Source organism: Acinetobacter sp. UBA5934, from assembly GCF_002430855.1.
Lineage (GTDB): Bacteria > Pseudomonadota > Gammaproteobacteria > Pseudomonadales > Moraxellaceae > Acinetobacter.
The window spans coordinates 2,812-25,296 of record NZ_DJDC01000202.1 but is presented as its reverse complement, the minus strand read 5'-3'; the positions used below and the strand labels follow the sequence as shown (position 1 = coordinate 25,296).

Below are 22,485 nucleotides of genomic sequence, written 5' to 3'. Positions count from 1 at the left end.
AGAAGATAAAAGTGTTTCGTGAGATATATCTGGCTCAAACAAATATACTTACTTGGTTGAGTAGGTATATTTTAGCAGAGACCGTTTTTCTTGTCTTTAAAGCCCATACAGCCTTTTTCAATGTTCCATCTTTCTATTTGCTTCATAGCATACATAAAATGATCATATTTGGTCGGCAAATAGTGCGACAAATCAAATCCATTTCCCACAATTAAAATATTCATTGTTCTTATTACCCAAACGCAAAAAAGCGCATCAATCGATACGCTTTTTATGCAGCAAAGCAGCCTAACTTTCAACCATAAATCAAAGATTTATTAAGAGCATTTCGCTTTCTGGAAAGCCTTTGTGTTTTTGCTGCGCATGCATTGATACGACTTCTCGGTATCCACCTTCTTCCAATCGCCATCCACCAGTTTAAAACTATAAACTGTACGCATCGAACGAATTGAATCATCTTTTAAACCTGTTTCAGTCACTTTCACCTGTGCCGCAGTCGGTGACTCTACACTATTAAAAAATTGACGAATTTCAACCGTTGCCGAACCCTTACGCAAGTCAGGTCTTTCTTTCAGGACTTGTTGCAAAGGCGTATCTGATGAACCAATATTCACTTTAGACGCCAATTTCTTGGTCGTAGCACAGCCCGTCGTCATTAAGCCCAAACAAATTATAGAGGTAGAGAGTAAACGTAACATTGGGAAATCTCCCCCATAAAAAAAAGACATTGCACCTATGATGCCATGCCTTTTTTTCATACTCGATAACAGTTATGTAGTCACCGATCAAACAGCTTTAGATCCTAGGTTTTAATTTATTTACGATGGACGACCACTAATTAAGTATTGATCACCTTGCTCGGTAAAGTTAAAAATATAATGTACCGTTTCACTATTATTCAGCATGATTTCTGCTTGGCAGGTCAATACATTACCTGATTCGGTTTCTAAAGTTGTGCTTTGAACTGCAACCGCTTTTAAATTCAGAGTCATAGCATATTGGCTTTGATCAAAAGCCGATTTCATCTGATTTTGTGCCCCTTTTGAATCGCATGAACGCATTTCATTTTCAGTGACCACATCAGCATCGGGATCAAACATCCTCAAAACTTCAACGCGCAAATCCGGTACCATTGCGAGAACCGTACCCACCCCAACAATAATGGCAAGAATCCATCCCAATACCGAATTATCATCGTCTTTTTCTGAAACAGGCTGTGCAACCGCTTGAAAATGCTCGTTTGGTGCGCCGCAATGAATACAAGATGGCGCTCTTAAACTATATTCTTTTAAACAATCTGGACATTGTCGTAAACTCATAAACCCCTCATAAAAATATGTGATTATTTTTTATCAATCATACAATATTTTGAATTTATTATTAATTTTTTAAAATCATAAAAAAGGCACATTTTCCAATGTGCCTTTCTAGCATTAAATTCGATCAGGGATTATAAATCGAACAATTTGCCCGGGTTCATAATACCGTTTGGATCGAATACCTGTTTCAAAGCTTTCATGTATTCAATTTCTTCAGCAGTACGCGAGTATTCAAGATATGGCTTTTTGGTCATACCGACACCGTGTTCCGCAGAAATCGAACCGTCATATTTTTTCACAGTATCGAACACGTATTTGTTTACCACCTGACATTTGGCAAAGAATTCATCTTTACTTAAGTCAGCAGGTTTCAAGATATTCAAGTGCAAGTTACCGTCACCAATATGACCGAACCAGCAAATTTCAAAGTCAGGATAATTTTCAGCAACAATGGCATCAATTTCTTTAATAAATGCAGGAACGTGAGTAATTAACACTGAAATGTCATTTTTGTACGGCGTGAACGGCGCGATCGATTCAGAAATATCTTCACGTAAACGCCATAAGCTGTGTACCTGTTCCAAGCTTTGGCTCATGACACCATCCAGCACCCAACCCTGTTCCATGCAATGCTCGAAGATTTCCATCGCCGCATCCATAATCGGCTCAAACGGCGCTTCAAACTCAAGCAATACATAGAAAGGACAAGCCGTTTCAAATGGACGTTGTACGTGACCATTGTCCAGCACTTTCTGCATTGCCAATTCACCAAAGAATTCAAATGCAGTTAAATCAATTTTGTTCTGGAATGCATGCAGTACCGGCATAATCGCATCAAAATCTGGTACGCCTAACACCATCACTTGCAGGTCATGCGGTTGACGCTCAAGCTTGATTTCCGCTTCAGTCACCAGACCTAAAGTGCCTTCACCACCAATGAACAAGTGTTGCAGTGCATAACCGGTCGCATTCTTGATCATGCCCTTGTTCAGACGAAGGATGTCACCTTTACCTGTCACAACAGTCAGACCCAGCACCCAGTTACGGGTCATGCCGTATTTAATCACTTTAATACCGCCGGCATTGGTACCAATGTTGCCGCCAATTTGTGAAGAACCTGAAGATGCAAAATCCACCGGGTAATACATACCCTGTTCTTCCGCGTAGTTCTGCAACTGTTCAGTCACCACACCCGCTTCTACACGCACCATACGGTCTGCCGGGAAGAATTCCAGAATCTGGTTCATCTTCTCCATGCTCACCACAATTTCACCGTTGGCTGCTACAGCACCCGCAGATAAACCGGTACGACCACCTGATGGAGTAATTGCCACATTAAACTGGTTAGCAAGTTTCACAATCTGTTGCACTTGTTCGGTGCTAGATGGAAAAACGATGACCGACGGGTTTGGATCGAAATGTTTAGTATGGTCTCGACCCCAGTTTTGCAGGCTATCCGCATCTGTCTTAATGCGGTTTTCACCGACAATGGCTGTCAATTGGGTTAATAACTCAGGTGTTAAAGCGACTGGAGCATTCATCGTTTGCAGACCTAACAAGAAATATACAAGTGGTGGATGGTCTATAGATCATTCATTTGTAAAAGGATTCATAATAAAATGATGTCTTGGACCGGGCGTGAACATAAAATCGACAGCATGGCTGTGACTGATTCCACTACGCCGCATTATAAGACATTTTCCACTGAAACCTTGCAGAAATAAGCATTTTGACAATCTAGCCTTAAAAATTACAGCTTTAGTTAGACCAAAATCTGTAGTCAACGGCATATGTATGGCAAAAATACCTATCCTCTGTGTCATAAAGGAAATGTATATAGACCGTTCTCGTATGTTATCATACCGCGACTAAATTTGGCCTTTGTAGCGGAGCCGTAATGAGCCAACATCTTTCACTGCCTAAAGATAAAATTCGTTTCTTGTTGTTAGAAGGCGTTCATCAAAACGCAATCGACACTTTAAATGCTGCTGGATATACCAACATTGACTACCGTAAAACTGCGCTTGAGGGTGAAGCGTTGAAAGAAGCGGTAAGAGATGCCCACTTCATCGGTATTCGTTCACGTACTCAGTTAACTGAAGAAGTATTCGAAGCAGCCAACAAGCTTATCGCTGTTGGCTGTTTTTGTATCGGTACCAACCAGGTAAATCTTGATGCAGCAATGCGTCGTGGTATTCCAGTATTTAACGCACCATATTCAAATACCCGTTCAGTGGCTGAACTGGTACTTGCTGAAGCAATTTTACTGCTTCGTGGCGTACCTGCTAAATCTGCTTCTACTCACCGTGGTGGCTGGAACAAATCTGCAGTAGGTTCGTTTGAAACTCGTGGTAAAACTTTAGGTATCGTAGGTTACGGTTCAATTGGTTCTCAACTTTCAGTTCTTGCTGAAAGCATGGGTATGCATGTCATTTATTATGATGCAGTCACTAAACTTCCTATGGGTAACGCACGTCAAGTGGGTACTATGGGTGAGTTACTTGCCAATGCAGACGTTGTATCTCTACATGTTCCAGATGTTCCATCTACGCGTAACTTCTTTGGTAAAGATCAATTTGCTCAAATGAAAGAAGGTTCTATCTTCATTAATGCTGCACGTGGTACTTGTGTCATCATTGAAGACCTCGCTGATGCAATTAAATCTGGTCACATTGCTGGTGCTGCAGTCGACGTATTCCCTAAAGAACCTAAAGCCAACGGTGAAGAATTCGTTTCTCCACTTCGTGGCCTGGACAACGTGATTTTGACTCCTCACGTAGGCGGTTCAACCATGGAAGCGCAAGCAAACATCGGTTTGGAAGTGGCAGAGAAATTTGTTGCTTATTCAGATAAAGGTATGACTTTATCTGCTGTAAACTTCCCGGAAATTGCGTTGCCGTTGACTGAAGGTAAACACCGTTTACTGCACATTCACAAAAACATTCCTGGCGTGCTTTCTAAAATCAACAACCTGTTTGCTGAACACGGCATCAACATCTCTGGTCAATCATTGATGACTAAAGGTGATGTGGGTTACTTGGTGATGGACGTTGACGCAACTGCTTCTAAAGAAGCGCTGGATACACTTCAGGAAGTTGAAGGTACTATCCGAGTTCGCGTATTGTTCTAATTTAAGATTTTAAAAAAACCACAGCATTCGTGCTGTGGTTTTTTATTTTTACAGCTTTTATTGCTGCTCTCCCGCTATTCGAGAAATCGAAACAAATTTAGTGCATGTTAAATTTTAAAAACACACCCCATGTTCAGGCACTGCTGTTATTGCTGATTGCAATGATCAGCGTGCAGAGCAGCGGCTCGCTTGCCAAAATCCTGTTCGGTCAGTTTCCCATCCTGAGCGTTGCAGCTATGCGCATGCTCATTGGTACGGTAATCTTGGCGCTTATTTTTAAAATCTGGCAAATCAATTTTAAACAGGTGAAATGGAAAGCCATTATCAGCTACGGTATTGCTTTGGCCGGTATGAATGCCATGTTCTACCTGTCGATTAATCGCCTGCCGCTGGGTATTGCCGTTTCTTTTGAATTTATTGGTCCGCTCAGCGTGGCGCTGTATTACGCGCGGCAAAAATTCGATTTTATCTGGGTTGGACTGGCTATTCTTGGTCTTATTCTATTGTTTCCGTTCGATCAGTTTTCACAAAGCCTCGATTTGATCGGAATTGCTTTTGCACTCGGTGCAGGTGCTTGCTGGGCACTGTATATCGTGGCCGGACAAAAACCTTCCGGTATTTCAGGTAATCATACGGTGTGCTTGGGCATGTTTATCGGCATGCTGTGTTTAATGCCGATTGCCCTGTTTTCCGGCATGTCAGCCAACGTTTTTGAACCTTCGAACCTCATTTATTTTATTGCCTTGGCGGTACTGGCCAGTGCCCTGCCTTTTACTCTGGAAATGATTGCACTGCGCAATTTAACAGCGCTGAGTTTCGGTACTTTAATGAGCGTAGAACCGGCAATTGCAGCGTTGTCAGGTTTTATCTTTTTAGGTGAACAACTAATGTGGAATCAGTGGCTTGCACTTGCGACCATTATTACTGCCTCGATTGGTTGTACTTATACTACGCAAAAAGCCAAGCATAAAACCGCAGACAAATGAAAAACCGGCCAATTTAAATTCAAATCCATCAAACCATCCTACCTCAATGATTGATTAAATTTAAAGTTTTGAATTTAAAATTTCCCTGCAGTAAAAACTCAAAAAACCACCTTTAGCCGCTATACTGTGCGCACCTGAAACATGGTCTATTTGACGAACCATCCAACTGCGTGCCTCATGCCAAACTCTCAACTTCTTGCCGTAGTCTTCATGGTTCTGTCCATGATTTCCTATCAAATCAGTGCATCGTTTGCCAAACAGCTGTTCATGGTTCTCGATCCCCTCACTGTCACGATTTTGCGGTTGGTTTTTGCCTCCGTCATTGTCTGCATCATGTTTCGTTCATGGCACATTTTAAAACGTCTGTCCTTTTTAAAATGGCGTGACTTGTTGTGCTATAGCGCAGCACTTGGATTCATGAATATCCTGTTCTATATGTCTTTGGGAAAACTGCCTCAAGGCATTGCCGTCGGTTTAGAGTTTATCGGACCTTTGGGCTTGGCCTTATTGTCTATCCAGCGCCGTAGCGATTATCTCTGGGTCGGACTGGCCATTTTAGGCATTGCCTTGATGGTGCCTTGGGGACAGGCTCAAAGTGAACAATTTTCGCTGATCGGTGCGGCATGTGCCTTGGCGGCGGGACTATGCTGGGCCTTTTATATTTATTTTGGCCAAAAAGTGGTGCAGCAGAATATTGGCATGCATGCGCTGACCATTGCCATCAGTTTATCTGCTTTAAGTTTATTACCCATTGGCTTATATCACGATGCTGCTGCATTGATTGAAACCCAATATTGGGGCAAGGCCTTGGCAATTGCAGTACTGGCAACCGCCATTCCTTATGCGCTCGATCTGCAAGCACTTAAGTTTTTAAGCAAACTCAGTTATGGCACATTATCCAGTCTTTCTCCTGCTCTGGCTGCACTTACGGGACTACTTTTGTTGGGAGAAAAAATAGGGTTGTTACAGTGGATTGCCCTGCTGTGTGTCATGCTGGCATCGGTTGGGGTGACATTCAGGTCCCGCCAAAAAGTCGAGTCCTGAAATAGCAAATTTCCAAAAAGATGGCGCTGATGCCATCTTTTTTATCATGCAATTTTGAATTTAAATTTTAGCTTTTTACCAGCATATCTTTTTTCATGTCTTTATAACGCTGATATTCATTTTTGTACTGCACTGCTAAAGCTGTTTTCTGTTCCTCTCCCAGAATTTTTCCGGCCTGCTGAAAAAAGCCGTGTTCTTCTTCTTTCAGATGATGATGCACCTTCTCCGAAAGCTTTTTGGCTAGCGCGATCCAGCCTGGATTGCTGAAATCAGTTTCACTCAGCTCTTCAATCATCTCATCCATTTCATGATGTTCTGCCAAGGCATGCCGGGTAATATTCAGTCCAGAATCGGTCATCATAAGCGGAATATAAAAATAACGGTCTTCAGCCGTTTCATGTGCGAATAATTCATTCTTTAGTTGTTTGAATAATTCATGACGTTCTGGCGAATCCCCAGAAGTTTGCAGTAATTTTTCTGCCAGATCACGCTGGATTTCATGACTTTCCCTTAATGCTTCAAAAATGGTGATCATGTAATTTTTCTCCTGTTTTTATCATGCCTTTAATCCATCATAAAATGGAATTGGCAAATATTCAGGAACTTTTATAAGGAGAATTTGTATAGAAAATTTTAATATTGAGAATGATTTACGGAAAAAATGTCTGATAAGCCAAACGAACAATCAGTATACTGACCAAAACTAAAAACAGAATGCGGATAAAACCGCTGCCATATTTTAAGGCCGCACGCACGCCGATGATTGAACCGGCCACATTCGCCACCGCCATCATCAAACCTAAACTGAACAGCACATGCCCCGTTGGAATAAAGAAACTTAAGGCAGCAAAATTGGTCATAAAATTGCCAATTTTAGATAAGGCAGAGGCATGCAGGAAATCGACTTTTAAATAACGAATAAAATAGAAAATAAAAAAGCTGCCGGTTCCGGGACCAAAAACTCCATCATAGAAACCAATGATCAAACCGCCAATTCCGGCCAGTATTAAGGTTTTTCTCGTAATACTTTGCTGAAAATGCACTTGACCGAACTGCTTTTTCATAAAGGTATAGATCGCAATCACAATCAGCATCACCAGTACAAACGGACGCAGGACTTCTTTAGGAATCATGCTGACACAGGCAGCTCCTGCAAAAGAACTGATAAAGGCAGCGACACCAATCACTGCCAGTAACTTCCAGGCAAGTTTGACACGGCGTAAATACGACCATGCCGCTGAGGCAGTACCACAAATGGATGCCATTTTATTGGTACCGAACAGCGTTGCGGTGTTCATATGCGGAAAAGTATTCATTAAGGCCGGAATTTGAATTAACCCGCCACCTCCTACTGCTGCATCAATCGCACCGGCAAAAAATGCAAAAAATAGAAGACTTAAGACAATTTCAATTTCCATAATTTTATTTCAACAATTACTCGAGATTTAATACGCGTTTCGGAACCAGACGCTTACGGTCGGTAATTTCAGCCAGACCTAAGCATTTTTCGCCATCGAACACCAGCACCTGAGCTTCAGCTGCATGCTCAATATTGCTTTCCATACCACGGCTAAAGTATTCGGCACGTCCTTCAGGCGCCTGAACTTTAGGAAAATGATCTACAGGTGCATAAGCAGGCAACAATACAGCCTCACGTTCCTGTTCAGTCAGACTTTCCAAATACTCGATGGTGTATTCAGGAATCAGGTCAAAATGACCGGTTTTAATCCGGTGCAAATAAGTGAGATGACCAAATGTCCCCAAGGCCTGAGCAATATCTTCACCCAATACCCGAATGTACGTACCTTTAGAACAGGTCACATCAAGGGTAATACTATTTTCAGTAAAAGAGAGTAATTCGATGGCATAAATATGAATCGGACGTGCTTCCCGTTCAATTTCTATCCCTTTACGCGCCAACTCATACAGAGGACGTCCTTCTTTTTTCAGCGCTGAATACATCGGCGGTACTTGCTGAATATCACCAACAAACTTGTCCAGAACCTGTTTGATCTGTTCTTCGGTCAATGTAGGTGCAGCTTGTTCTAATAACACTTCACCTTCGACATCCCCAGTCGTTGTACTGTGCCCCAAATGAATCGTGGTTTGGTAACGCTTGGTCGAATCGAGTAAATAATGGGAAAATTTGGTCGCCTCACCCAGACAGATAGGCAATAAACCTGAAGCCAATGGATCCAAGGCTCCGGTATGCCCGGCCTTTTGTGCCCGATACAACCAGCGTACTCTTTGTAAGGCTGCATTTGAACTGATACCCAGAGGCTTATTCAGTAAAAATACGCCGCTGATATGACGGCGCTGAATTTTAGGGGAAGTCTTTTTCATAGTGAAAATCAAACAAGTTCAAACGGCTGCTATGTTAGCAACCGCTTATCATTATTTACAACTCTTCTACGCTTTATTAATTTTTTTTATGGCACATTGTTTTCACTTTTTAGGACCATAAAAAACAAAATAAAAGAAGGTTGCATAGGAAATGCAAAAACATCATAAGTTATGGATTATTTTAGCGGTTATTATAGCGTGCCTGGCTGTGCTGCTATTTTGGCTCGCCCCTTCCCAGTCCACTGCAGAAAACACAGAGGCTGTTCAAAAAGTTGATGTAAATAATGCCTTAACTTCTCCTCTACCTGCCACTACAGATCAGAGCCGGGCTTTCGTCGGTCATAGCCAGCAAGACACAGAAGTAAACTGTCAATTGCGTCTGGACAATGCCAACCGTTTAATTGTCAATGAACAGACACGCAACTGTTTTGAATATTTCATTACCGCATATGGCGAAAAAGATCTGAAGCAAATCAAACATGATTTCAAAGCCTATATACAGCAAAACTATAAACAACCCGCTTTAGGACAAATTATTGATTTGTGGAATCGTTATATCAATTACCGGGAAAAACTGGGCGATTTGCAAGTACCCAATATCGACAAGGAAGATCCTAAATATTATCAAAGCATTTTCGCCAATATGAAAAATTTGCGTAAACAGTTTTTTTCTGACTATGAAATTGAAGGCTTATTTGGTACGGAAGATACCTACCATGAATACACACTGAATCGTATGACCGTGCTGGCAGACAAGAATTTAACCGAAGCACAAAAAGCACAAAAACTAAAAGATCTTTTTAATCAATTACCTGAAGACTGGAAAGAAAACCTCGAACAACTCAACAAACTGGAAGACTTGCGTAAACTCACGGCGGATATTAAGGCACGTGGGGGTTCAGCGGAAGATATTCATCAGATGCGCATGAACCTGGTTGGTCCTGAGGCTACTCAACGTCTAGAAGCCTTAGATGGGCAACGTAATGACTGGAAAGACAAGGTCGATCAGTATCTGGGCGAACGGGACAGCATCATCAAAAGCGGCATGAGTGATGAGGCCAAACAACAAGCCGTGCAAAAATTACGTACTCAGCACTTTAATCGACCAGAAGAACAACTACGAGTAGGGACTTTTGAAACCATCCATGATCAGGGAGGAAAATTACCATATGGCGATTAATCGCAATGTAGTCCAATAAGGAGATTAGATTAATCAACTTATTGATGTACTTATATGAATAAAAACAAAAGTATTTAAGGAAGAAGTTGATGAAAACTTTAAAAAGTAAAAAAGCGCTCATGCTTACTTTAATGACCAGCCTGGTGCTGGGTGTTACAGCTGAAACACAAGCAGCAAAAGGAATTTTACAAATTAACGAAACGGTCAAATCCGATTATGCCAAAACCAGGTATCCGATTGTCATGACCCATGGTTGGTTAGGCTGGTCGCGCATCGGCGATGAAAGTTTCAATATTGATTATTGGTATCAAATTTTGCCGGATATGGCACGCAATGGTTCAACTGTTTTTGCCGCACAGCTCTCCCCTGCCAATACCACCGAGTTCCGGGGCGAACAACTGATTGCTCAAGTAGAAGAAGTGCTCGCGATTACGGGTAAGAATAAAGTCAACCTGATTGGTCACAGTCATGGCGGCCCCACCGTACAATACGTTGCGGCAGTAAAACCGCAGTATGTGGCATCCATAACTGGCGTGGGCGGAACCTATCGGGGTTCTAAAGTGGCAGATGATATTCAAAACAACACGCTTAGCCGTACTGCGTTCAATATTTTAGGACAATACATCATTGGGCCACTGATGACCTGGGCTCAGGCCAATCCCGACATTCCCGTGAACTTTGATGCTTCGATGAAGTCACTAACCGAAGTGGAATCTGCAAACTTTAATAAACGCTTCCCGACCACTGCTTTAGCATCTGACTGTAACAAGAGCGGTGCCAAAGTGGATAAAGGCATTTATTACTATTCTTGGGGTGGAACTGCACAAACCACCAACCTTCTAGACATTGACAGCATTCTGATGCAACTCGGGCCATTGTCTTATGGCAATAAAGACAATGATGGTATGGTCGCTCGCTGTAGTTCACATATTGGTCTCGTCATTCGTGATGATTACAATCTTAACCATACTGATCTAGCCAACATGATGTTTGGTTTAAAAGGAATGTTCGCCCCTGATCCGGTTGCCCTGTTTAGACAACACGCCAATCGCTTAAAAATTCAGGGCTTATAAATTATTTTTAACTCATCAGAGCATACTTTTACTGATGAGTTTTTAGTCTCACGACTTCGGTTAAATCAATGTAACCACCTTGATTAAAACCGGTCTTTTTTAAATTCTGGCTGCTGAATGATCTTTATGACCACAGCGATAATTTAAAAATAAAAGTATGTACAAAACAAAAAAAATGAGGACTCTCTATGAAATATGGATTATTAATTGCAGGTTTAATGACGGCTTTGACCCTTAGTAGCGCTCAGGCATCCAACACTTCGCAAGTGACCGCAAAAGTGCTCTCAACTTATGCAAAAACCAAATATCCAATTGTTTTTTCTCACGGTATGGCCGGTTTCATTACTGTAGGTACAGACCAGTTTGGGCTGGATTACTGGTATCAAATTTTGCCCGACTTAGCCCGAAATGGTGCAAATGTCTGGGCAACTCGGGTATCTCCGTTCAATTCATCTGAAGTTCGTGGCGAACAACTGGTTCAACAGGTAGAAGAGATTCTCGCATTAACCGGAGCAAAAAAAGTTAACCTTATTGGTCACTCACATGGTGGTCCAACCATTCGCTACGTTGCGGGGGTAATACCAGGTAAAGTCGCCTCAATGACAGGTGTAGGTGCACCTAATAAAGGCTCACCTGTGGCGGATTTAATCCTATCCGCTGAAGGCACAGCGATTGAAGGTCCATTGGTAGGCGTTATCAATTTTGTTTCCAAAGCGATTACCTGGGCACAAGGGCTTGATCCAAAAAGCTTCCCGCATGATTCTTTAGCCGGTGGAAAAAGTTTAACCCTTGCAGGCTCTGCACAGTTTAATGCCAAGTTCCCTACAGGGATGCCAAGTACAACATGTGGAGAAGGTAAATGGGTAGACCAAGGCATTTATAACTATTCCTTTACCGGCGTAGGCACAGTGACCAATTTACTGGATCCTGACGGTGCTTTAAAAGTAACAAGTTTGCTGATTGATGGCGGTAAAGCAAATGATGGCCTGGTCTCCCGCTGTAGTGCCAAGTTTGGTAAAACCATCCGCGATGACTATAACTGGAACCATTTAGATGAAGTCAATCAAGTGCTGGGGCTGAAATCTTTATTTGCACCTGATCCAGTGGATGTCTATCGTCAACATGCCAATCGTCTAAAGCTACAAGGACTTTAATCGCATCGGAAGGCTAAAAAACAATAATTTTGCGGCTTCATATCAACCGTATGCATATTAGCTGGTATGAAGCTTTCAACTTAGAAATCAATAAAAATAAGGGTACAGGATGAAAATTAAAATTTTAATCAGCAGTCTATTACTCGGTAGCTGCTTCGCTTCAGCACATGCAGACACACAGGCAAGTCAAGTCAGTAGCAAAGCTGTTTCAAGCTATGCCAAAACCAAATATCCAATTGTTTTTACTCACGGTATGGCCGGCTTCATCCGCGTGGGCACTGATCAATTTGGCCTGGATTATTGGTATCAAATTTTGCCCGACTTAGCCCGAAATGGTGCAAATGTCTGGGCAACTCGTGTATCTCCGTTCAATTCATCTGAAATTCGCGGCGAACAATTATTACAACAAGTGGAAGAAATCCGTGCCATCACTGGTGCAGAAAAAGTCAATTTGATTGGCCACTCTCACGGTGGACCCACCATTCGCTATATTGCCGGTATTAAACCGCAATATGTAGCTTCATTAACCACAGTGGGTGCAACCAATAAAGGCTCACCTGTCTCCAATTTAATTTTGACGGTTCGTGATGCGGCACCCATTTTAGAAACACCGGTGACTTCCGTGGTGAATGCACTGTCCAAAGCCATTGTATGGGCTCAAGGTTTAGATCCGAACAGCTATCCACATGATTCCCTCGCCAGTGCCAACAGCTTAAGTACTTCTGGCTCTGCAAAGTTCGCACAGCAATATCCGCTGGGTATGCCAAGTAGTGCATGCGGTGAAGGTGCTGCAGTGGAACAAGGCATTTACAATTATTCCTTTACCGGTATAGGCACCGTAACCAATCTGCTGGATGTCGACTCTGTACTGAAAGCCACCAGTTTGTTGATTGATGGCGGCCGTGATAATGACGGTTTGGTGCCTCGCTGTAGCGCCAAATTTGGTAAAACCATTCGGGATGACTACAACTGGAACCACCTGGATGAGGTCAATCAAGTGCTTGGATTGAAAGCTACCTTTGCACCTGATCCGGTAGATGTCTATCGCCAGCATGCCAACCGCTTAAAACTGCAAGGCTTATAATCCACTTAAATTTCAGACATAAAAAATGCGCCAAAAGGCGCATTTTTTACTCGTATAAAACTTAAAATTAAGCTTTAACTTTACGAGCTGGCAATTTTTCACGAATACGTGCAGCTTTACCAGACAATTCGCGTAGGTAGTAAAGTTTAGCACGACGAACGTCACCACGACGTTTCACTTCGATACCAGCAACGATTGGTGAGTGAGTTTGGAATACACGCTCAACACCAACACCGCTAGAAATTTTACGTACTGTGAACGCAGAGTTCAAACCACGGTTTTTCTTAGCAATTACAACGCCTTCAAAAGCCTGAAGACGCTCACGGTCGCCCTCTTTAACTTTTACAGAAACAATAACTGTATCACCTGGTGCAAAAGCAGGGATGTCTTGTTTCAATTGTGCATTTTCAATTACTTGAACTAAAGGATGCTTACCGCTCATGAGGTATCTCCAATAATGCGAGTCAGAAGAGGTCTGATCATCGCGGGGGCTAGAGGCTAAAGCGCATAGACCCGATTATCTTTCCCTTTAAAGTCGACCATCTCAACTCTAAAGAGCCTATTAAAGAATACTTAAACTCAATTTAAGTACCGTTTTCGAAGACAGAACCAATTTCTTAGCAATGCCTTACAAATCTTTCAGCCATTTTTTTTGCTGCTTGGTCAACTCGACTTGTTCAACCAATTCAGGTCGACGTTCAAGTGTTCGTTGATAACGCTGCAAAAACCGCCATTTTTCAATATTTGCATGATGCCCGGATTTAAGTACTTCAGGCACATCCAAACCTTCAAACTGATCTGGCTTGGTATATTGTGGGCAGTCTAAAAGACCATCCACAAACGAGTCTTGCACATGTGATTGTTCATCTGACATCGCACCCGGAAGTCTCCGAATAATACTGTCCAATAAAACCATCGCAGGCAGTTCACCGCCAGACAAGACGTAATCTCCAATTGACCATTCCTGATCAACATATTGCTGGATCAAACGCTCATCAACGCCTTCATAACGTCCGCACAACACAATCAATCCGTCATATTCGACAAACTGTTGTACTGCAGCTTCGTTTAAGGTTTTTCCTTGTGGAGACATATACACCACAGGAACCTGAACACATCCTGCTTGCGTGGCAAGCTCTTTGGCGTGGTGAATTGCTTTTGCCAGAGGCTCTGCCATCATCACCATACCTGGACCACCACCAAATGGACGTTCATCCACTCTTTTGTAGTTGCCCTCAGCATAATCGCGAGGATTGATACAAGTGACTTGTACAATTTCGCGCTTTGCCGCACGCCCGCTAATACCGTAGGCTGTAATCGCTTCAAACATTTCAGGAAAAAGCGTAATGACTGCAAAAAACATCGCAGACTCCCTTATTTCCAGAAAATTCTTAGTAGTCTACGCCCCAATTGACGTAGATACGACCAGCTTCAATATCAACTCGCTGCACCACATCTTTATGCCACGGAATCATGCGTTCTTCAGCATCAATACTGTCTGGCGTTGCGTGAACCACCATCACATCATTGGCACCTGTCTCAAACAGTTCATGGATTTTACCGAGATTGACTTCCTGCTCTTCTTCATTCAAACCCAACACAGTTAAGCCTTTTAAATCTGACCAGTAATACTCATCCACACCTGCTTTTGGAAGCTGCGCTTTTGAAATCCAGACATTTGCACCCACCAGGCTATCTGCTGCAGTGCGATCACTCACACCTTTTAGCGAAACAACCAGGCCTTTGCCATGCGGTTTCCAGCGTTTTACATCTACTGCTTGCCAACCTGCTTTGGTCTCAATGTACCAAGGAAGATAGTCAAAGATGTTGCTCATAGGTTCTGTATTGGAATAGACCCAGAGCCACCCATTTAATCCATATGCTGAACGTAACTGTCCAATCTGAATACGATCTTCGGGAACATTCTGTGTTGGTGTCATGGGCTACCTACTACCTAATTTGCAAAAATTATGCAGCAGCTGCAGCTTTCTTAGCTTGAGCAGCTAAAGAAGCAACACGTTCAGACGGTTGAGCACCTTGAGCAACCCAATGTGCAAAACGTTCAGCATCTAAGCGAACTTTTTCTGCTTTACCTTGAGCTGTAGGGTTAAAGAAACCAATACGTTCGATGAAACGACCGTCACGTGCATTACGGCTATCAGTCACAATGATTTGATAGAACGGACGTTTTTTAGCACCACCGCGTGCTAGACGAATTACAACCATGATAGAACCTTATAGTTTTTACGGATTATCCACGTATCGACCATCGATACGATTTCAAACCCCTTTCATAGAGGGCAATATTTTACGTTATATTTGCCCTGAAAGAAAGATCAAATTTTAGGTTATCCACAGTTAGAATTTATTTTAGCGGCCGTCCCAGTTTGAGGTGGCTGAAGGAACGCAAGCTGTAGTTGTTTTAGTCCAACACTTCCTTCCCTGACTATCTAAAATTACATTTCCATTACCTACCTGAACAGTACCTGATTTAGGTTCTGCAGTTAATGTATAAGTTTGACCATTCGGAACCAATGTAATGCTATAAACAGGATTAGATGTTGGATAATCCTTGCTAGTAGTGCCATTATCTAGGGTTGCGCTCGTATAATTGTGATTAATCACATAATAACTCTGTAAACGCTGCGCGGTATTCATCATTTCACTTTGTACATCAGCACGGTTAGTACGAATTTTATACTGAGTATAAGATGGGTAAGCAATCGCTGCCAAAATAGCAATTATTGCTACCACAATCATTAGCTCGATTAAGGTAAATCCTTTATTTTTATTCATTACCATTTCTCGCTACTCCCACCACAGTTCGTATAACTTGTAACAACATTTTTTACTTTAGTCATACAGCGCATTCCAGCATTGTTCAGCAATAAATCATAGTTGCGGGGCTGTTTTGGCTCGCCTGAACTATCTTTTGTCCGCTCTACTGAAATCACCCAACTCAGACCATTCACACTGACAGAATCTGCAGTTTCATTTCCATCAGAACCTTTGGCAAAAGTTAAAGGTTTATATCCCGTTCCATTATTGGCTAGCGTTAAGATATATTTCGCTGTTGAAGCATTTGAGCCAATTGGCAGCAACAATTGACCTGTTGCAGGATCATAATAACTTGCTGTTGTCGGATTTCCATTAGCATCAGTTCCTGAATAACTATACAAATAACTAGCATCAAAACCTTTATAACTAAAATTTTTCGATTTAAAGCGTTCAAGCTCGGCAGAAATCCGTAGAGCTTCCTGCTTTGCAATTGCTAAATCCCGTCTTTCCATATATTGAGTATAGCTTGGAAAAGCTATTGCGGCGAAGATGGCGATCGCCACCACCACCACCATCAGCTCAATCAGGGTAAATGCACGTATTTTATTCATGATTCCCCCTATCGGCTTTCATACCAACGTAGCTGTTTAAGTTTCGCAGTAGTCGTAAACTCTTGACATTCAGGTAAGTTTGGAGTGGTTGTACAATTTAGAGTTGTAGGACGTTTAACAACTAAACCCGTATTATTTGCACTACTAAACCCTTGCCCTAAACCCGCACCTAGAATACCGGCCCCCAATTTAACTCTATTTGGCTGTCCAGTTGTTGTAGTATTAAAAGAGCATTTTCCTGTTGGTAAACAGAACTGATAAATATAAGAATCCCCTTTTACCCCTGCACCGCAAGAGCCACCAATTCCTGTTCCATCACGATGATAAACATTGACATACAACATCCCATCCACCGCATATAGCTCATTCATACCTTTATAAACACCGGCAGTATTAGAATAGATATATTTCCATCCGTTATTTCCAGTAATAGCGACACCAGTACTTATATTTGAATTTAACGAAGCTAAGGAAACATTTTTTGTAGTTAATTGGGTCGTAGTTGCACTGTCAGTCAGTGTATATAAATCAGACTTTGCAACATCTTTATCATAGACCACAAATACACCATCAGCAGCGCTCACCGTTGAACCTGCTTGGTTACTACCTGCTAGCGTTACTCCTACTAAAGGAGAACTACGATTGCCTGAACTAAAAGCCACTGCTGCAATATAACCACTATCACCATCATGGATAGAAACACTAGGCATTTCATAGAAACGTGGGCTTGCACCACCACTTGCATTCTGAGTAAACAACCGTACTACACGTGTTGCGAAACTTGATTTTGTCGTTGCGCTGTTGTTTAAGTCGACACGGAAGGCTTGTCCCCCCAAATCTCCAAAATAGAGGTTATCAACTAAACCATCATCATCACGGTCGATGGCATTAATTTGACTGACCACGCTATATTTCATATTAAGGGTTGTTGCATCACTGGCATCAGTATACGCTTCTGCACCCCCTAGAGCTTTAGCATTGGCACTCGTCCACCAAAGCAAATCACCTGTATTGGCATCAAACATGTATACGCCTGCACCGCTCCCTGTGGTGGTATTTTGATTATAGTCTGCATTTTCATAGCCCACATCATAACCACCACCGACAAACATCACCAGTTTTTTTGTGCCGCCAAATTTAACATAGGCGAGGGTTGGCTTAGACCAGCTTTGTCCCATATAACTCAAAGCAGTTACATCAGTAGCTGTAGTACTTGATTTATAAATTTTTGAATTTTCAGGGTCAATATGAAATTTAAGACTTGGAGTATTTAGATCAGATAAATCCAACGCATAATAACTCCGCCCACCCATACGCAGACCACCATATACCCACTGCAATCCTTTGAGTGCAAGATCAGTATTTGAGCTACCATCACTGGTACGGTCCGAACTGTTCACGGTCAAAGTACCATCAGTTTTTGACACATACTGGGTATAAGCTGCCCAAGGTGCGTCTATACCATAGAACAAGTTATTTTTACCACCAGTACTACTGGTTTCAGATAAAAAAGCTGCTTTTTGATTTTGCATCATTTCATGGGGTGCAAAAGCAAATTTCTCTATACCGGTATCAGCATCTACCACATGGAGTAATCCCTGGGTACTACCAAACAGCAGATAGTCATCACGATCCGTTGTATCTAATGCACCCGCTGCACTCACGGTAATTTTACCCCGTTGCGTCAATAAAATTGGAGTGGAGTGCATTATTGCACCGACTTGACGTAATTCTGGTTTAGATGGAAGGTTCGCTAAAGTAATTCCTGTTTCTATTGCACCAACATTATAGCCAAGCAAGTTCAGCCAATAATTTTTATCAGGATCATTAATAAATAGAGCTGTTGTATCTGTGCCATATAAATTTGATATATTCACTTTTTTCAGTGAATTGGTTTCACTAGCCACAAATGGTGCTGCGGTGCCTGTAATTTGTCGATTGGTATAGATAGTACGGTTAGCTTTTTTTTCATTCTCTGCATTAGTACTTAAACCTAAAGGCAACTTTCCTTTCATACCACCTGTCCACAGACCACTAGCAGTTGAATCCAATGAACCATCCGCTTTAATTAGACTTATAGTTTTACTCGAGTTATAAAGTTCACCATTATAGATATGATATTTATTTAGATTACCTACCCAAAGCTGAGTAGACTCCTGAGGTTTTGGCGTAAATGTTGCATAATAGCCATAAGGCTGGATACGTAATGGGTTCAATGCATCCTGCGGTAAAGTCGGTGAACCTGTTGCAACTGGGTCAAATTCAGGTTTTACATCATCTAAAAATTTAACCACACTTTGTACCACATCATCTGTGGATTGTGCAGAATAGAATCCGCCTTCACCATAACCACCTACACTCGTTGGTAAATCTGGATGGGATTTTGCCCCCCAATTACATGCGTTCCTGGCATCAACATCCGTAATTAATGAACAATTATAATAATCACGCAGCTCTGTCGTTCGCTCTCCTCGACTATTAATATAGTTTAGGCGACGAATAATCCTATTGGTTTCAGGTTTGGCTGCATCTTCAGTACGATCGACATTGAACACTGAACCAAACCCGACCACTGCAGTTTTAATCTCAAGCCCTAAAGGATTGCGATTGGGTGCCGTCGTTGTAGCTTTTTTATTTCTTAATGCTTTAGCAAATTCCCCTACTGCTGGCATACCATGACCTGCCTGACTACCACTGGATAGTGTACCCGTTGCAGGTACATTAAATGCTGATCCAGCAGTCCCTAAAGCGGCTTGCATCAATGGCTCAGGTACAGGTGAACTATTTGGCTCACCATCAGTTAAGAAATAAATACCTTGACCATTACATTGACTATTGATTGTAGATAATGGGCTCGTGTAATTTGAACCATTCTTAGATGAAGATATAGATTTAGCAAACCCACTATAGCCAAGATTAGCAGCAGTTGAGGTATTATTTTGGACTAAACAAGTTCTTGTTGGAGACCAACCTAATGCACATTGTTGTGTATTCCAACCATTTGATCCAGTAATTGTGCCTTGGTTACCATCATATCTATTACATGAAAATCCAGACCAACCAATACATTTTGAAAATACTGTTCGTCCCCATACATCCGTTCCCGAACTTACATACTCCTCCCGCACTCCTGTAATATTAGTTGTTGTATTAGCTCCCAACATATATGCCGCCACTTCCGCATAAGCATTAGCAGTTGGCGTACCATTAGAACCAATTAAATTTGCAACTGCTGTCTTTATTGCTGTGCGTTGTGCAGTAGTTAATAATGCTGCTGGAACAAGGATTTTGCCACTCGTGCCATCTGCACTGGTATACACATTGTCACTATCACTTTGCGATGAGAACTGCCCTATTCCGATTGCAACCGAATTTGAATCAATCTGATTACTATCCATAAGAGTAAAGATGGCATCTTTTAATCGGGTCAAACGATCGTAATGATAAACACCTGATAGAGTTTCATCTTTATAAAAATAACAATCATTTGAAGTATTACAATTATTACCATTACTTCGTTTTGAACTATATCCACTAGTTGATGGAGCAGATGTGCGCAAGTTCGTACAGTCATTCAAATTCGTAGAATAGCCACCACCTACTTTACAATCATACCAGCGTGAACTATTACTATTTCTTCTAAAAAAATATCTTGTCTCAGTTTCCCGTCCAACTTCACAATAATATTTAGTATAAGCAGGTATGGTTCCTGATGATTCATTTCCTAATGTATAAGTAGTCCCAGAAGGAAGTTCACATGCAGAACCATCTGTCATTTGTTGAGCACTCATACTCCCCGAAGTATCTAGCATCAGTGTAATAGTCGTTTTACCACCGGTCGAGTTACTATAGATATCGATATCACTAGCTTGCACAGACACACTATGACAAACAGCTAAGGTCATTATCATCGACACCGCAGCTGAACATACTTTTTTTTGATTTAGGGTTTTCATCTTTCTTATCCTTATCGCTACGATATCAACTTCGGCTGACCGCCAACGGTATAGTCCGAATGCTGCATGTTATAGGGAATACCTAAACCCTCAAAACACGCCTCCACTGCCGAAGCACGCTGCTTAAAACAGGATTCTATTTGTGTGGTCGTCGCACCTGCAAAACTTGGCAATACTGAAATTACAGTTGCCCCGATATTATTAGTGGTTACAGGTACATTGCTTTGCCCAAGACTTGTTCCTTTGGGCACACCACCGAATGGTGTAGACGTTGTTGCATTTTTGGTTAAATATACTTGAGACAGGACTGCGGAACGCCCCATTGCAAATTGGTTGGCTTTACAAAAGCCATCCACACCAATCTTGGTTGTTGAGCCATCTGGTGTAATCGCACTAGCTTTTGATAATTTAAAAAAAGAATTTTCCGATGCCCGATAACAAAATACCAATTCATCATTGGCATTTGCTGAAGAATTTAAATAAGCAAACATCCCATCTAAAGCCAACTGCCTTGCCACTTGATCGGGGTTCTCAACATTAAATAAAGCGGAGTCGGAATTCCCCATTAATAAGTTATTTACCTGACTATTTGTTGCAATTTTCAATCCTAAAATTCCAGTTTTCACAGCAATTGTGCCCAGCAATGTCATAAGTACCAAAACAATCAAAACCGTAATAAGAGTTGTACCTTGTTGTTGTTTCATTACGATGCCCCCAATGTATTCCGAATCGCGATAACCTGATTCACTGCCTGACGCAAATATTTTTTATTAATGATGTCCTTACCAGAGCCACCATCCAAAGTTACATCCGCACCTGCAAGATTAAATGTCGTTTGCGTATTTAAATTTGCCTCTGAACCGATTTTTCCAGTCGAACGAGATAAAATTCCAACTTCCATCGAAGTCACTTGAAGGTAGGTCTTTGAACAAGTATCTTCGACAATTGGTGTTGCACATGCTCCACGAATTGTATCCATTGCAGCAATATATTGATTGATGGTCATATAACGATATTGACCAGCAGGATTTTTCACACCTAAGCGTATTTTAAATGCATCTATACGCTGCATAATTTGTTGAGCATTATTTGAACCATGAACCCCTAAACCGGTAATTGCGGTTGGCGCACTCTTGGGGTATGAGCCAGCATCACAATATAAAGAGTAAGCCGTTGGTTCACCTGGAATCTGCTGTGGACTTTGCGCCAAATAATAACGCTGTACAATCACCAGATTTGAAGCTGGTGCAGCAGCAGTTCCCACTGTCGCTCCCTCACAGTTAATGATGCTTTCACTTGCAGGAGTATATTGAATAGTTAAACGGTCACTTTTACCCAAGGTATTATCGGTATCTTTATTTTGTAAGCTGACTAGTTCAGTTTCCAAGTTCGTGATTGTTTGTAATGCTGTAGGTAAGTTTTCTTTTTTAAAAATAATTCCTGAACCATTCACCCTATAATTTATTTTTTGTGCAGATGCAGTATTCAGATTGGTATGACGTAAATCATGGGTAACTAGAGATAAACCAAAATTGGCATTTTGTTGTAGTTCACTCATTCCTGATTGCAATCCTAAAGAACGTGAACTATTTAAAAACACAGCCAAACCAGCTGCAACAATAAGCAAACCTAAGGTTAAAGCAACCATTAATTCAATTAAAGTGAAACCTGAGGTATAACGTTTATGTTCCATAGTTATATACCTCCATAATGATACATTTGGCATTTGGGACATACGCTGTACCATTTGTACAATTGGTACTCGCGGTACCATCTGTTGCCGTCGTTCCTTCCCATGCAACATAGACACATTTACGAACCAAAGTA

21 protein-coding genes and 3 pseudogenes are annotated in these 22,485 nt (G+C 41.7%); 7 read left to right on the top strand and 17 right to left on the bottom strand.

The genetic code is table 11. The features are described from left to right. Positions 1 to 92 precede the first annotated feature (92 nt). The 4 genes and pseudogenes from B2Y23_RS15275 to B2Y23_RS15260 all read right to left on the bottom strand — a co-directional run. A pseudogene (locus B2Y23_RS15275) lies at positions 93 to 224 on the bottom strand (AbiH family protein); the annotation flags it as partial. Positions 225 to 317: 93 nt separating this feature from the next. Next, entirely contained in the window at positions 318 to 698 is a 381-nt protein-coding gene (locus B2Y23_RS15270) for a hypothetical protein (RefSeq protein WP_291355015.1), read from the bottom strand. A 120-nt stretch (positions 699 to 818) separates the two neighbouring features. Then, complete coding sequence (locus B2Y23_RS15265) at positions 819 to 1,319, bottom strand: hypothetical protein (protein ID WP_291371735.1); 501 nt, start codon at positions 1,317 to 1,319, stop codon at positions 819 to 821. A 131-nt stretch (positions 1,320 to 1,450) separates the two neighbouring features. Further along, positions 1,451 to 2,860 (bottom strand): FAD-binding oxidoreductase, encoded by a 1,410-nt coding sequence (locus B2Y23_RS15260; RefSeq protein ID WP_291355011.1) that lies wholly within the window; start codon positions 2,858 to 2,860, stop codon positions 1,451 to 1,453. 356 nt (positions 2,861 to 3,216) lie between these two features. Here B2Y23_RS15260 and serA point away from each other — a divergent pair, with 356 nt between their 5' ends. From serA to B2Y23_RS15245, 3 genes are all read left to right on the top strand, one after another. Continuing rightward, positions 3,217 to 4,449 carry a phosphoglycerate dehydrogenase gene (gene serA / locus B2Y23_RS15255; RefSeq protein ID WP_291371733.1) on the top strand — a complete coding sequence of 411 codons (1,233 nt, stop codon included), beginning with the start codon at positions 3,217 to 3,219 and terminating at the stop codon, positions 4,447 to 4,449. Between the two features lie 104 nt (positions 4,450 to 4,553). Further along, positions 4,554 to 5,435 carry an EamA family transporter gene (locus tag B2Y23_RS15250; RefSeq protein WP_291371731.1) on the top strand — a complete coding sequence of 294 codons (882 nt, stop codon included), beginning with the start codon at positions 4,554 to 4,556 and terminating at the stop codon, positions 5,433 to 5,435. A 177-nt stretch (positions 5,436 to 5,612) separates the two neighbouring features. Beyond that, positions 5,613 to 6,479 (top strand): EamA family transporter, encoded by an 867-nt coding sequence (locus B2Y23_RS15245; RefSeq protein ID WP_291371729.1) that lies wholly within the window; start codon positions 5,613 to 5,615, stop codon positions 6,477 to 6,479. 67 nt (positions 6,480 to 6,546) lie between these two features. On the opposite strand, the gene B2Y23_RS15240 is transcribed toward B2Y23_RS15245, so the two are convergent. The 3 genes from B2Y23_RS15240 to truB all read right to left on the bottom strand — a co-directional run bounded on the left by B2Y23_RS15240 (position 6,547) and on the right by truB (position 8,822). Then, the gene (locus B2Y23_RS15240; RefSeq protein WP_291371727.1) at positions 6,547 to 7,014 is read right to left on the bottom strand and encodes a hemerythrin domain-containing protein; all 468 of its coding nucleotides are present in this window, start codon (positions 7,012 to 7,014) and stop codon (positions 6,547 to 6,549) included. A gap of 115 nt (positions 7,015 to 7,129) precedes the next feature. Further along, a complete protein-coding gene (locus tag B2Y23_RS15235; RefSeq protein ID WP_291371725.1) occupies positions 7,130 to 7,897 on the bottom strand; it encodes a sulfite exporter TauE/SafE family protein in 768 nt (255 codons plus the stop codon). A 16-nt stretch (positions 7,898 to 7,913) separates the two neighbouring features. Then, positions 7,914 to 8,822 (bottom strand): tRNA pseudouridine(55) synthase TruB, encoded by a 909-nt coding sequence (gene truB, locus B2Y23_RS15230; protein ID WP_291371723.1) that lies wholly within the window; start codon positions 8,820 to 8,822, stop codon positions 7,914 to 7,916. A 151-nt stretch (positions 8,823 to 8,973) separates the two neighbouring features. Between truB and B2Y23_RS15225 the strand changes: the two genes are divergently transcribed. From B2Y23_RS15225 to B2Y23_RS15210, 4 genes are all read left to right on the top strand, one after another. Further along, positions 8,974 to 10,002 (top strand): lipase secretion chaperone, encoded by a 1,029-nt coding sequence (locus tag B2Y23_RS15225; protein ID WP_291354998.1) that lies wholly within the window; start codon positions 8,974 to 8,976, stop codon positions 10,000 to 10,002. An 89-nt stretch (positions 10,003 to 10,091) separates the two neighbouring features. Further along, a complete protein-coding gene (locus tag B2Y23_RS15220) occupies positions 10,092 to 11,075 on the top strand; it encodes an esterase/lipase family protein (RefSeq protein WP_291354996.1) in 984 nt (327 codons plus the stop codon). 188 nt (positions 11,076 to 11,263) lie between these two features. Beyond that, complete coding sequence (locus B2Y23_RS15215; protein ID WP_291371721.1) at positions 11,264 to 12,229, top strand: lipase family alpha/beta hydrolase; 966 nt, start codon at positions 11,264 to 11,266, stop codon at positions 12,227 to 12,229. Positions 12,230 to 12,338: 109 nt separating this feature from the next. Beyond that, positions 12,339 to 13,313 (top strand): esterase/lipase family protein, encoded by a 975-nt coding sequence (locus tag B2Y23_RS15210; protein WP_291354992.1) that lies wholly within the window; start codon positions 12,339 to 12,341, stop codon positions 13,311 to 13,313. A gap of 67 nt (positions 13,314 to 13,380) precedes the next feature. On the opposite strand, the gene rplS is transcribed toward B2Y23_RS15210, so the two are convergent. The 10 genes and pseudogenes from rplS to B2Y23_RS15160 all read right to left on the bottom strand — a co-directional run. Then, complete coding sequence (rplS, locus tag B2Y23_RS15205; RefSeq protein ID WP_291354989.1) at positions 13,381 to 13,755, bottom strand: 50S ribosomal protein L19; 375 nt, start codon at positions 13,753 to 13,755, stop codon at positions 13,381 to 13,383. A gap of 186 nt (positions 13,756 to 13,941) precedes the next feature. Next, the gene (trmD, locus tag B2Y23_RS15200) at positions 13,942 to 14,676 is read right to left on the bottom strand and encodes a tRNA (guanosine(37)-N1)-methyltransferase TrmD (RefSeq protein WP_291371719.1); all 735 of its coding nucleotides are present in this window, start codon (positions 14,674 to 14,676) and stop codon (positions 13,942 to 13,944) included. A 28-nt stretch (positions 14,677 to 14,704) separates the two neighbouring features. Then, the gene (gene rimM, locus B2Y23_RS15195) at positions 14,705 to 15,253 is read right to left on the bottom strand and encodes a ribosome maturation factor RimM (RefSeq protein WP_291371717.1); all 549 of its coding nucleotides are present in this window, start codon (positions 15,251 to 15,253) and stop codon (positions 14,705 to 14,707) included. A gap of 28 nt (positions 15,254 to 15,281) precedes the next feature. Then, complete coding sequence (gene rpsP, locus B2Y23_RS15190; protein ID WP_291371715.1) at positions 15,282 to 15,539, bottom strand: 30S ribosomal protein S16; 258 nt, start codon at positions 15,537 to 15,539, stop codon at positions 15,282 to 15,284. Between the two features lie 144 nt (positions 15,540 to 15,683). Further along, a complete protein-coding gene (locus B2Y23_RS15185; protein ID WP_291371713.1) occupies positions 15,684 to 16,109 on the bottom strand; it encodes a type IV pilin protein in 426 nt (141 codons plus the stop codon). 493 nt (positions 16,110 to 16,602) lie between these two features. Beyond that, positions 16,603 to 16,702, bottom strand: a pseudogene (locus B2Y23_RS15510) (prepilin-type N-terminal cleavage/methylation domain-containing protein); the annotation flags it as partial. An 8-nt stretch (positions 16,703 to 16,710) separates the two neighbouring features. After that, positions 16,711 to 20,658, bottom strand: coding sequence for a pilus assembly protein (locus B2Y23_RS15175; protein WP_291371709.1), 3,948 nt, complete (start codon positions 20,656 to 20,658; stop codon positions 16,711 to 16,713). 17 nt (positions 20,659 to 20,675) lie between these two features. Continuing rightward, the gene (locus B2Y23_RS15170) at positions 20,676 to 21,362 is read right to left on the bottom strand and encodes a pilus assembly PilX family protein (RefSeq protein ID WP_291371707.1); all 687 of its coding nucleotides are present in this window, start codon (positions 21,360 to 21,362) and stop codon (positions 20,676 to 20,678) included. After that, complete coding sequence (locus B2Y23_RS15165; protein WP_291371706.1) at positions 21,362 to 22,351, bottom strand: PilW family protein; 990 nt, start codon at positions 22,349 to 22,351, stop codon at positions 21,362 to 21,364. The genes B2Y23_RS15170 and B2Y23_RS15165 overlap by 1 nt, the downstream gene beginning before the upstream one ends. Further along, positions 22,341 to 22,485 (bottom strand): annotated as a pseudogene (locus B2Y23_RS15160) (type IV pilus modification protein PilV); the annotation flags it as partial. The pseudogene B2Y23_RS15160 and the gene B2Y23_RS15165, both read right to left, overlap by 11 nt.

Coding starts and splice junctions, on each gene's coding strand:
- B2Y23_RS15270 (WP_291355015.1), bottom strand. CDS start 698: ATGTTACGTTTACTCTCTACCTCTATAATTTGTTTGGGCTTAATGACG.
- B2Y23_RS15265 (WP_291371735.1), bottom strand. CDS start 1,319: ATGAGTTTACGACAATGTCCAGATTGTTTAAAAGAATATAGTTTAAGA.
- B2Y23_RS15260 (WP_291355011.1), bottom strand. CDS start 2,860: ATGAATGCTCCAGTCGCTTTAACACCTGAGTTATTAACCCAATTGACA.
- serA (WP_291371733.1), top strand. CDS start 3,217: ATGAGCCAACATCTTTCACTGCCTAAAGATAAAATTCGTTTCTTGTTG.
- B2Y23_RS15250 (WP_291371731.1), top strand. CDS start 4,554: ATGTTAAATTTTAAAAACACACCCCATGTTCAGGCACTGCTGTTATTG.
- B2Y23_RS15245 (WP_291371729.1), top strand. CDS start 5,613: ATGCCAAACTCTCAACTTCTTGCCGTAGTCTTCATGGTTCTGTCCATG.
- B2Y23_RS15240 (WP_291371727.1), bottom strand. CDS start 7,014: ATGATCACCATTTTTGAAGCATTAAGGGAAAGTCATGAAATCCAGCGT.
- B2Y23_RS15235 (WP_291371725.1), bottom strand. CDS start 7,897: ATGGAAATTGAAATTGTCTTAAGTCTTCTATTTTTTGCATTTTTTGCC.
- truB (WP_291371723.1), bottom strand. CDS start 8,822: ATGAAAAAGACTTCCCCTAAAATTCAGCGCCGTCATATCAGCGGCGTA.
- B2Y23_RS15225 (WP_291354998.1), top strand. CDS start 8,974: ATGCAAAAACATCATAAGTTATGGATTATTTTAGCGGTTATTATAGCG.
- B2Y23_RS15220 (WP_291354996.1), top strand. CDS start 10,092: ATGAAAACTTTAAAAAGTAAAAAAGCGCTCATGCTTACTTTAATGACC.
- B2Y23_RS15215 (WP_291371721.1), top strand. CDS start 11,264: ATGAAATATGGATTATTAATTGCAGGTTTAATGACGGCTTTGACCCTT.
- B2Y23_RS15210 (WP_291354992.1), top strand. CDS start 12,339: ATGAAAATTAAAATTTTAATCAGCAGTCTATTACTCGGTAGCTGCTTC.
- rplS (WP_291354989.1), bottom strand. CDS start 13,755: ATGAGCGGTAAGCATCCTTTAGTTCAAGTAATTGAAAATGCACAATTG.
- trmD (WP_291371719.1), bottom strand. CDS start 14,676: ATGTTTTTTGCAGTCATTACGCTTTTTCCTGAAATGTTTGAAGCGATT.
- rimM (WP_291371717.1), bottom strand. CDS start 15,253: ATGACACCAACACAGAATGTTCCCGAAGATCGTATTCAGATTGGACAG.
- rpsP (WP_291371715.1), bottom strand. CDS start 15,539: ATGGTTGTAATTCGTCTAGCACGCGGTGGTGCTAAAAAACGTCCGTTC.
- B2Y23_RS15185 (WP_291371713.1), bottom strand. CDS start 16,109: ATGAATAAAAATAAAGGATTTACCTTAATCGAGCTAATGATTGTGGTA.
- B2Y23_RS15175 (WP_291371709.1), bottom strand. CDS start 20,658: ATGAAAACCCTAAATCAAAAAAAAGTATGTTCAGCTGCGGTGTCGATG.
- B2Y23_RS15170 (WP_291371707.1), bottom strand. CDS start 21,362: ATGAAACAACAACAAGGTACAACTCTTATTACGGTTTTGATTGTTTTG.
- B2Y23_RS15165 (WP_291371706.1), bottom strand. CDS start 22,351: ATGGAACATAAACGTTATACCTCAGGTTTCACTTTAATTGAATTAATG.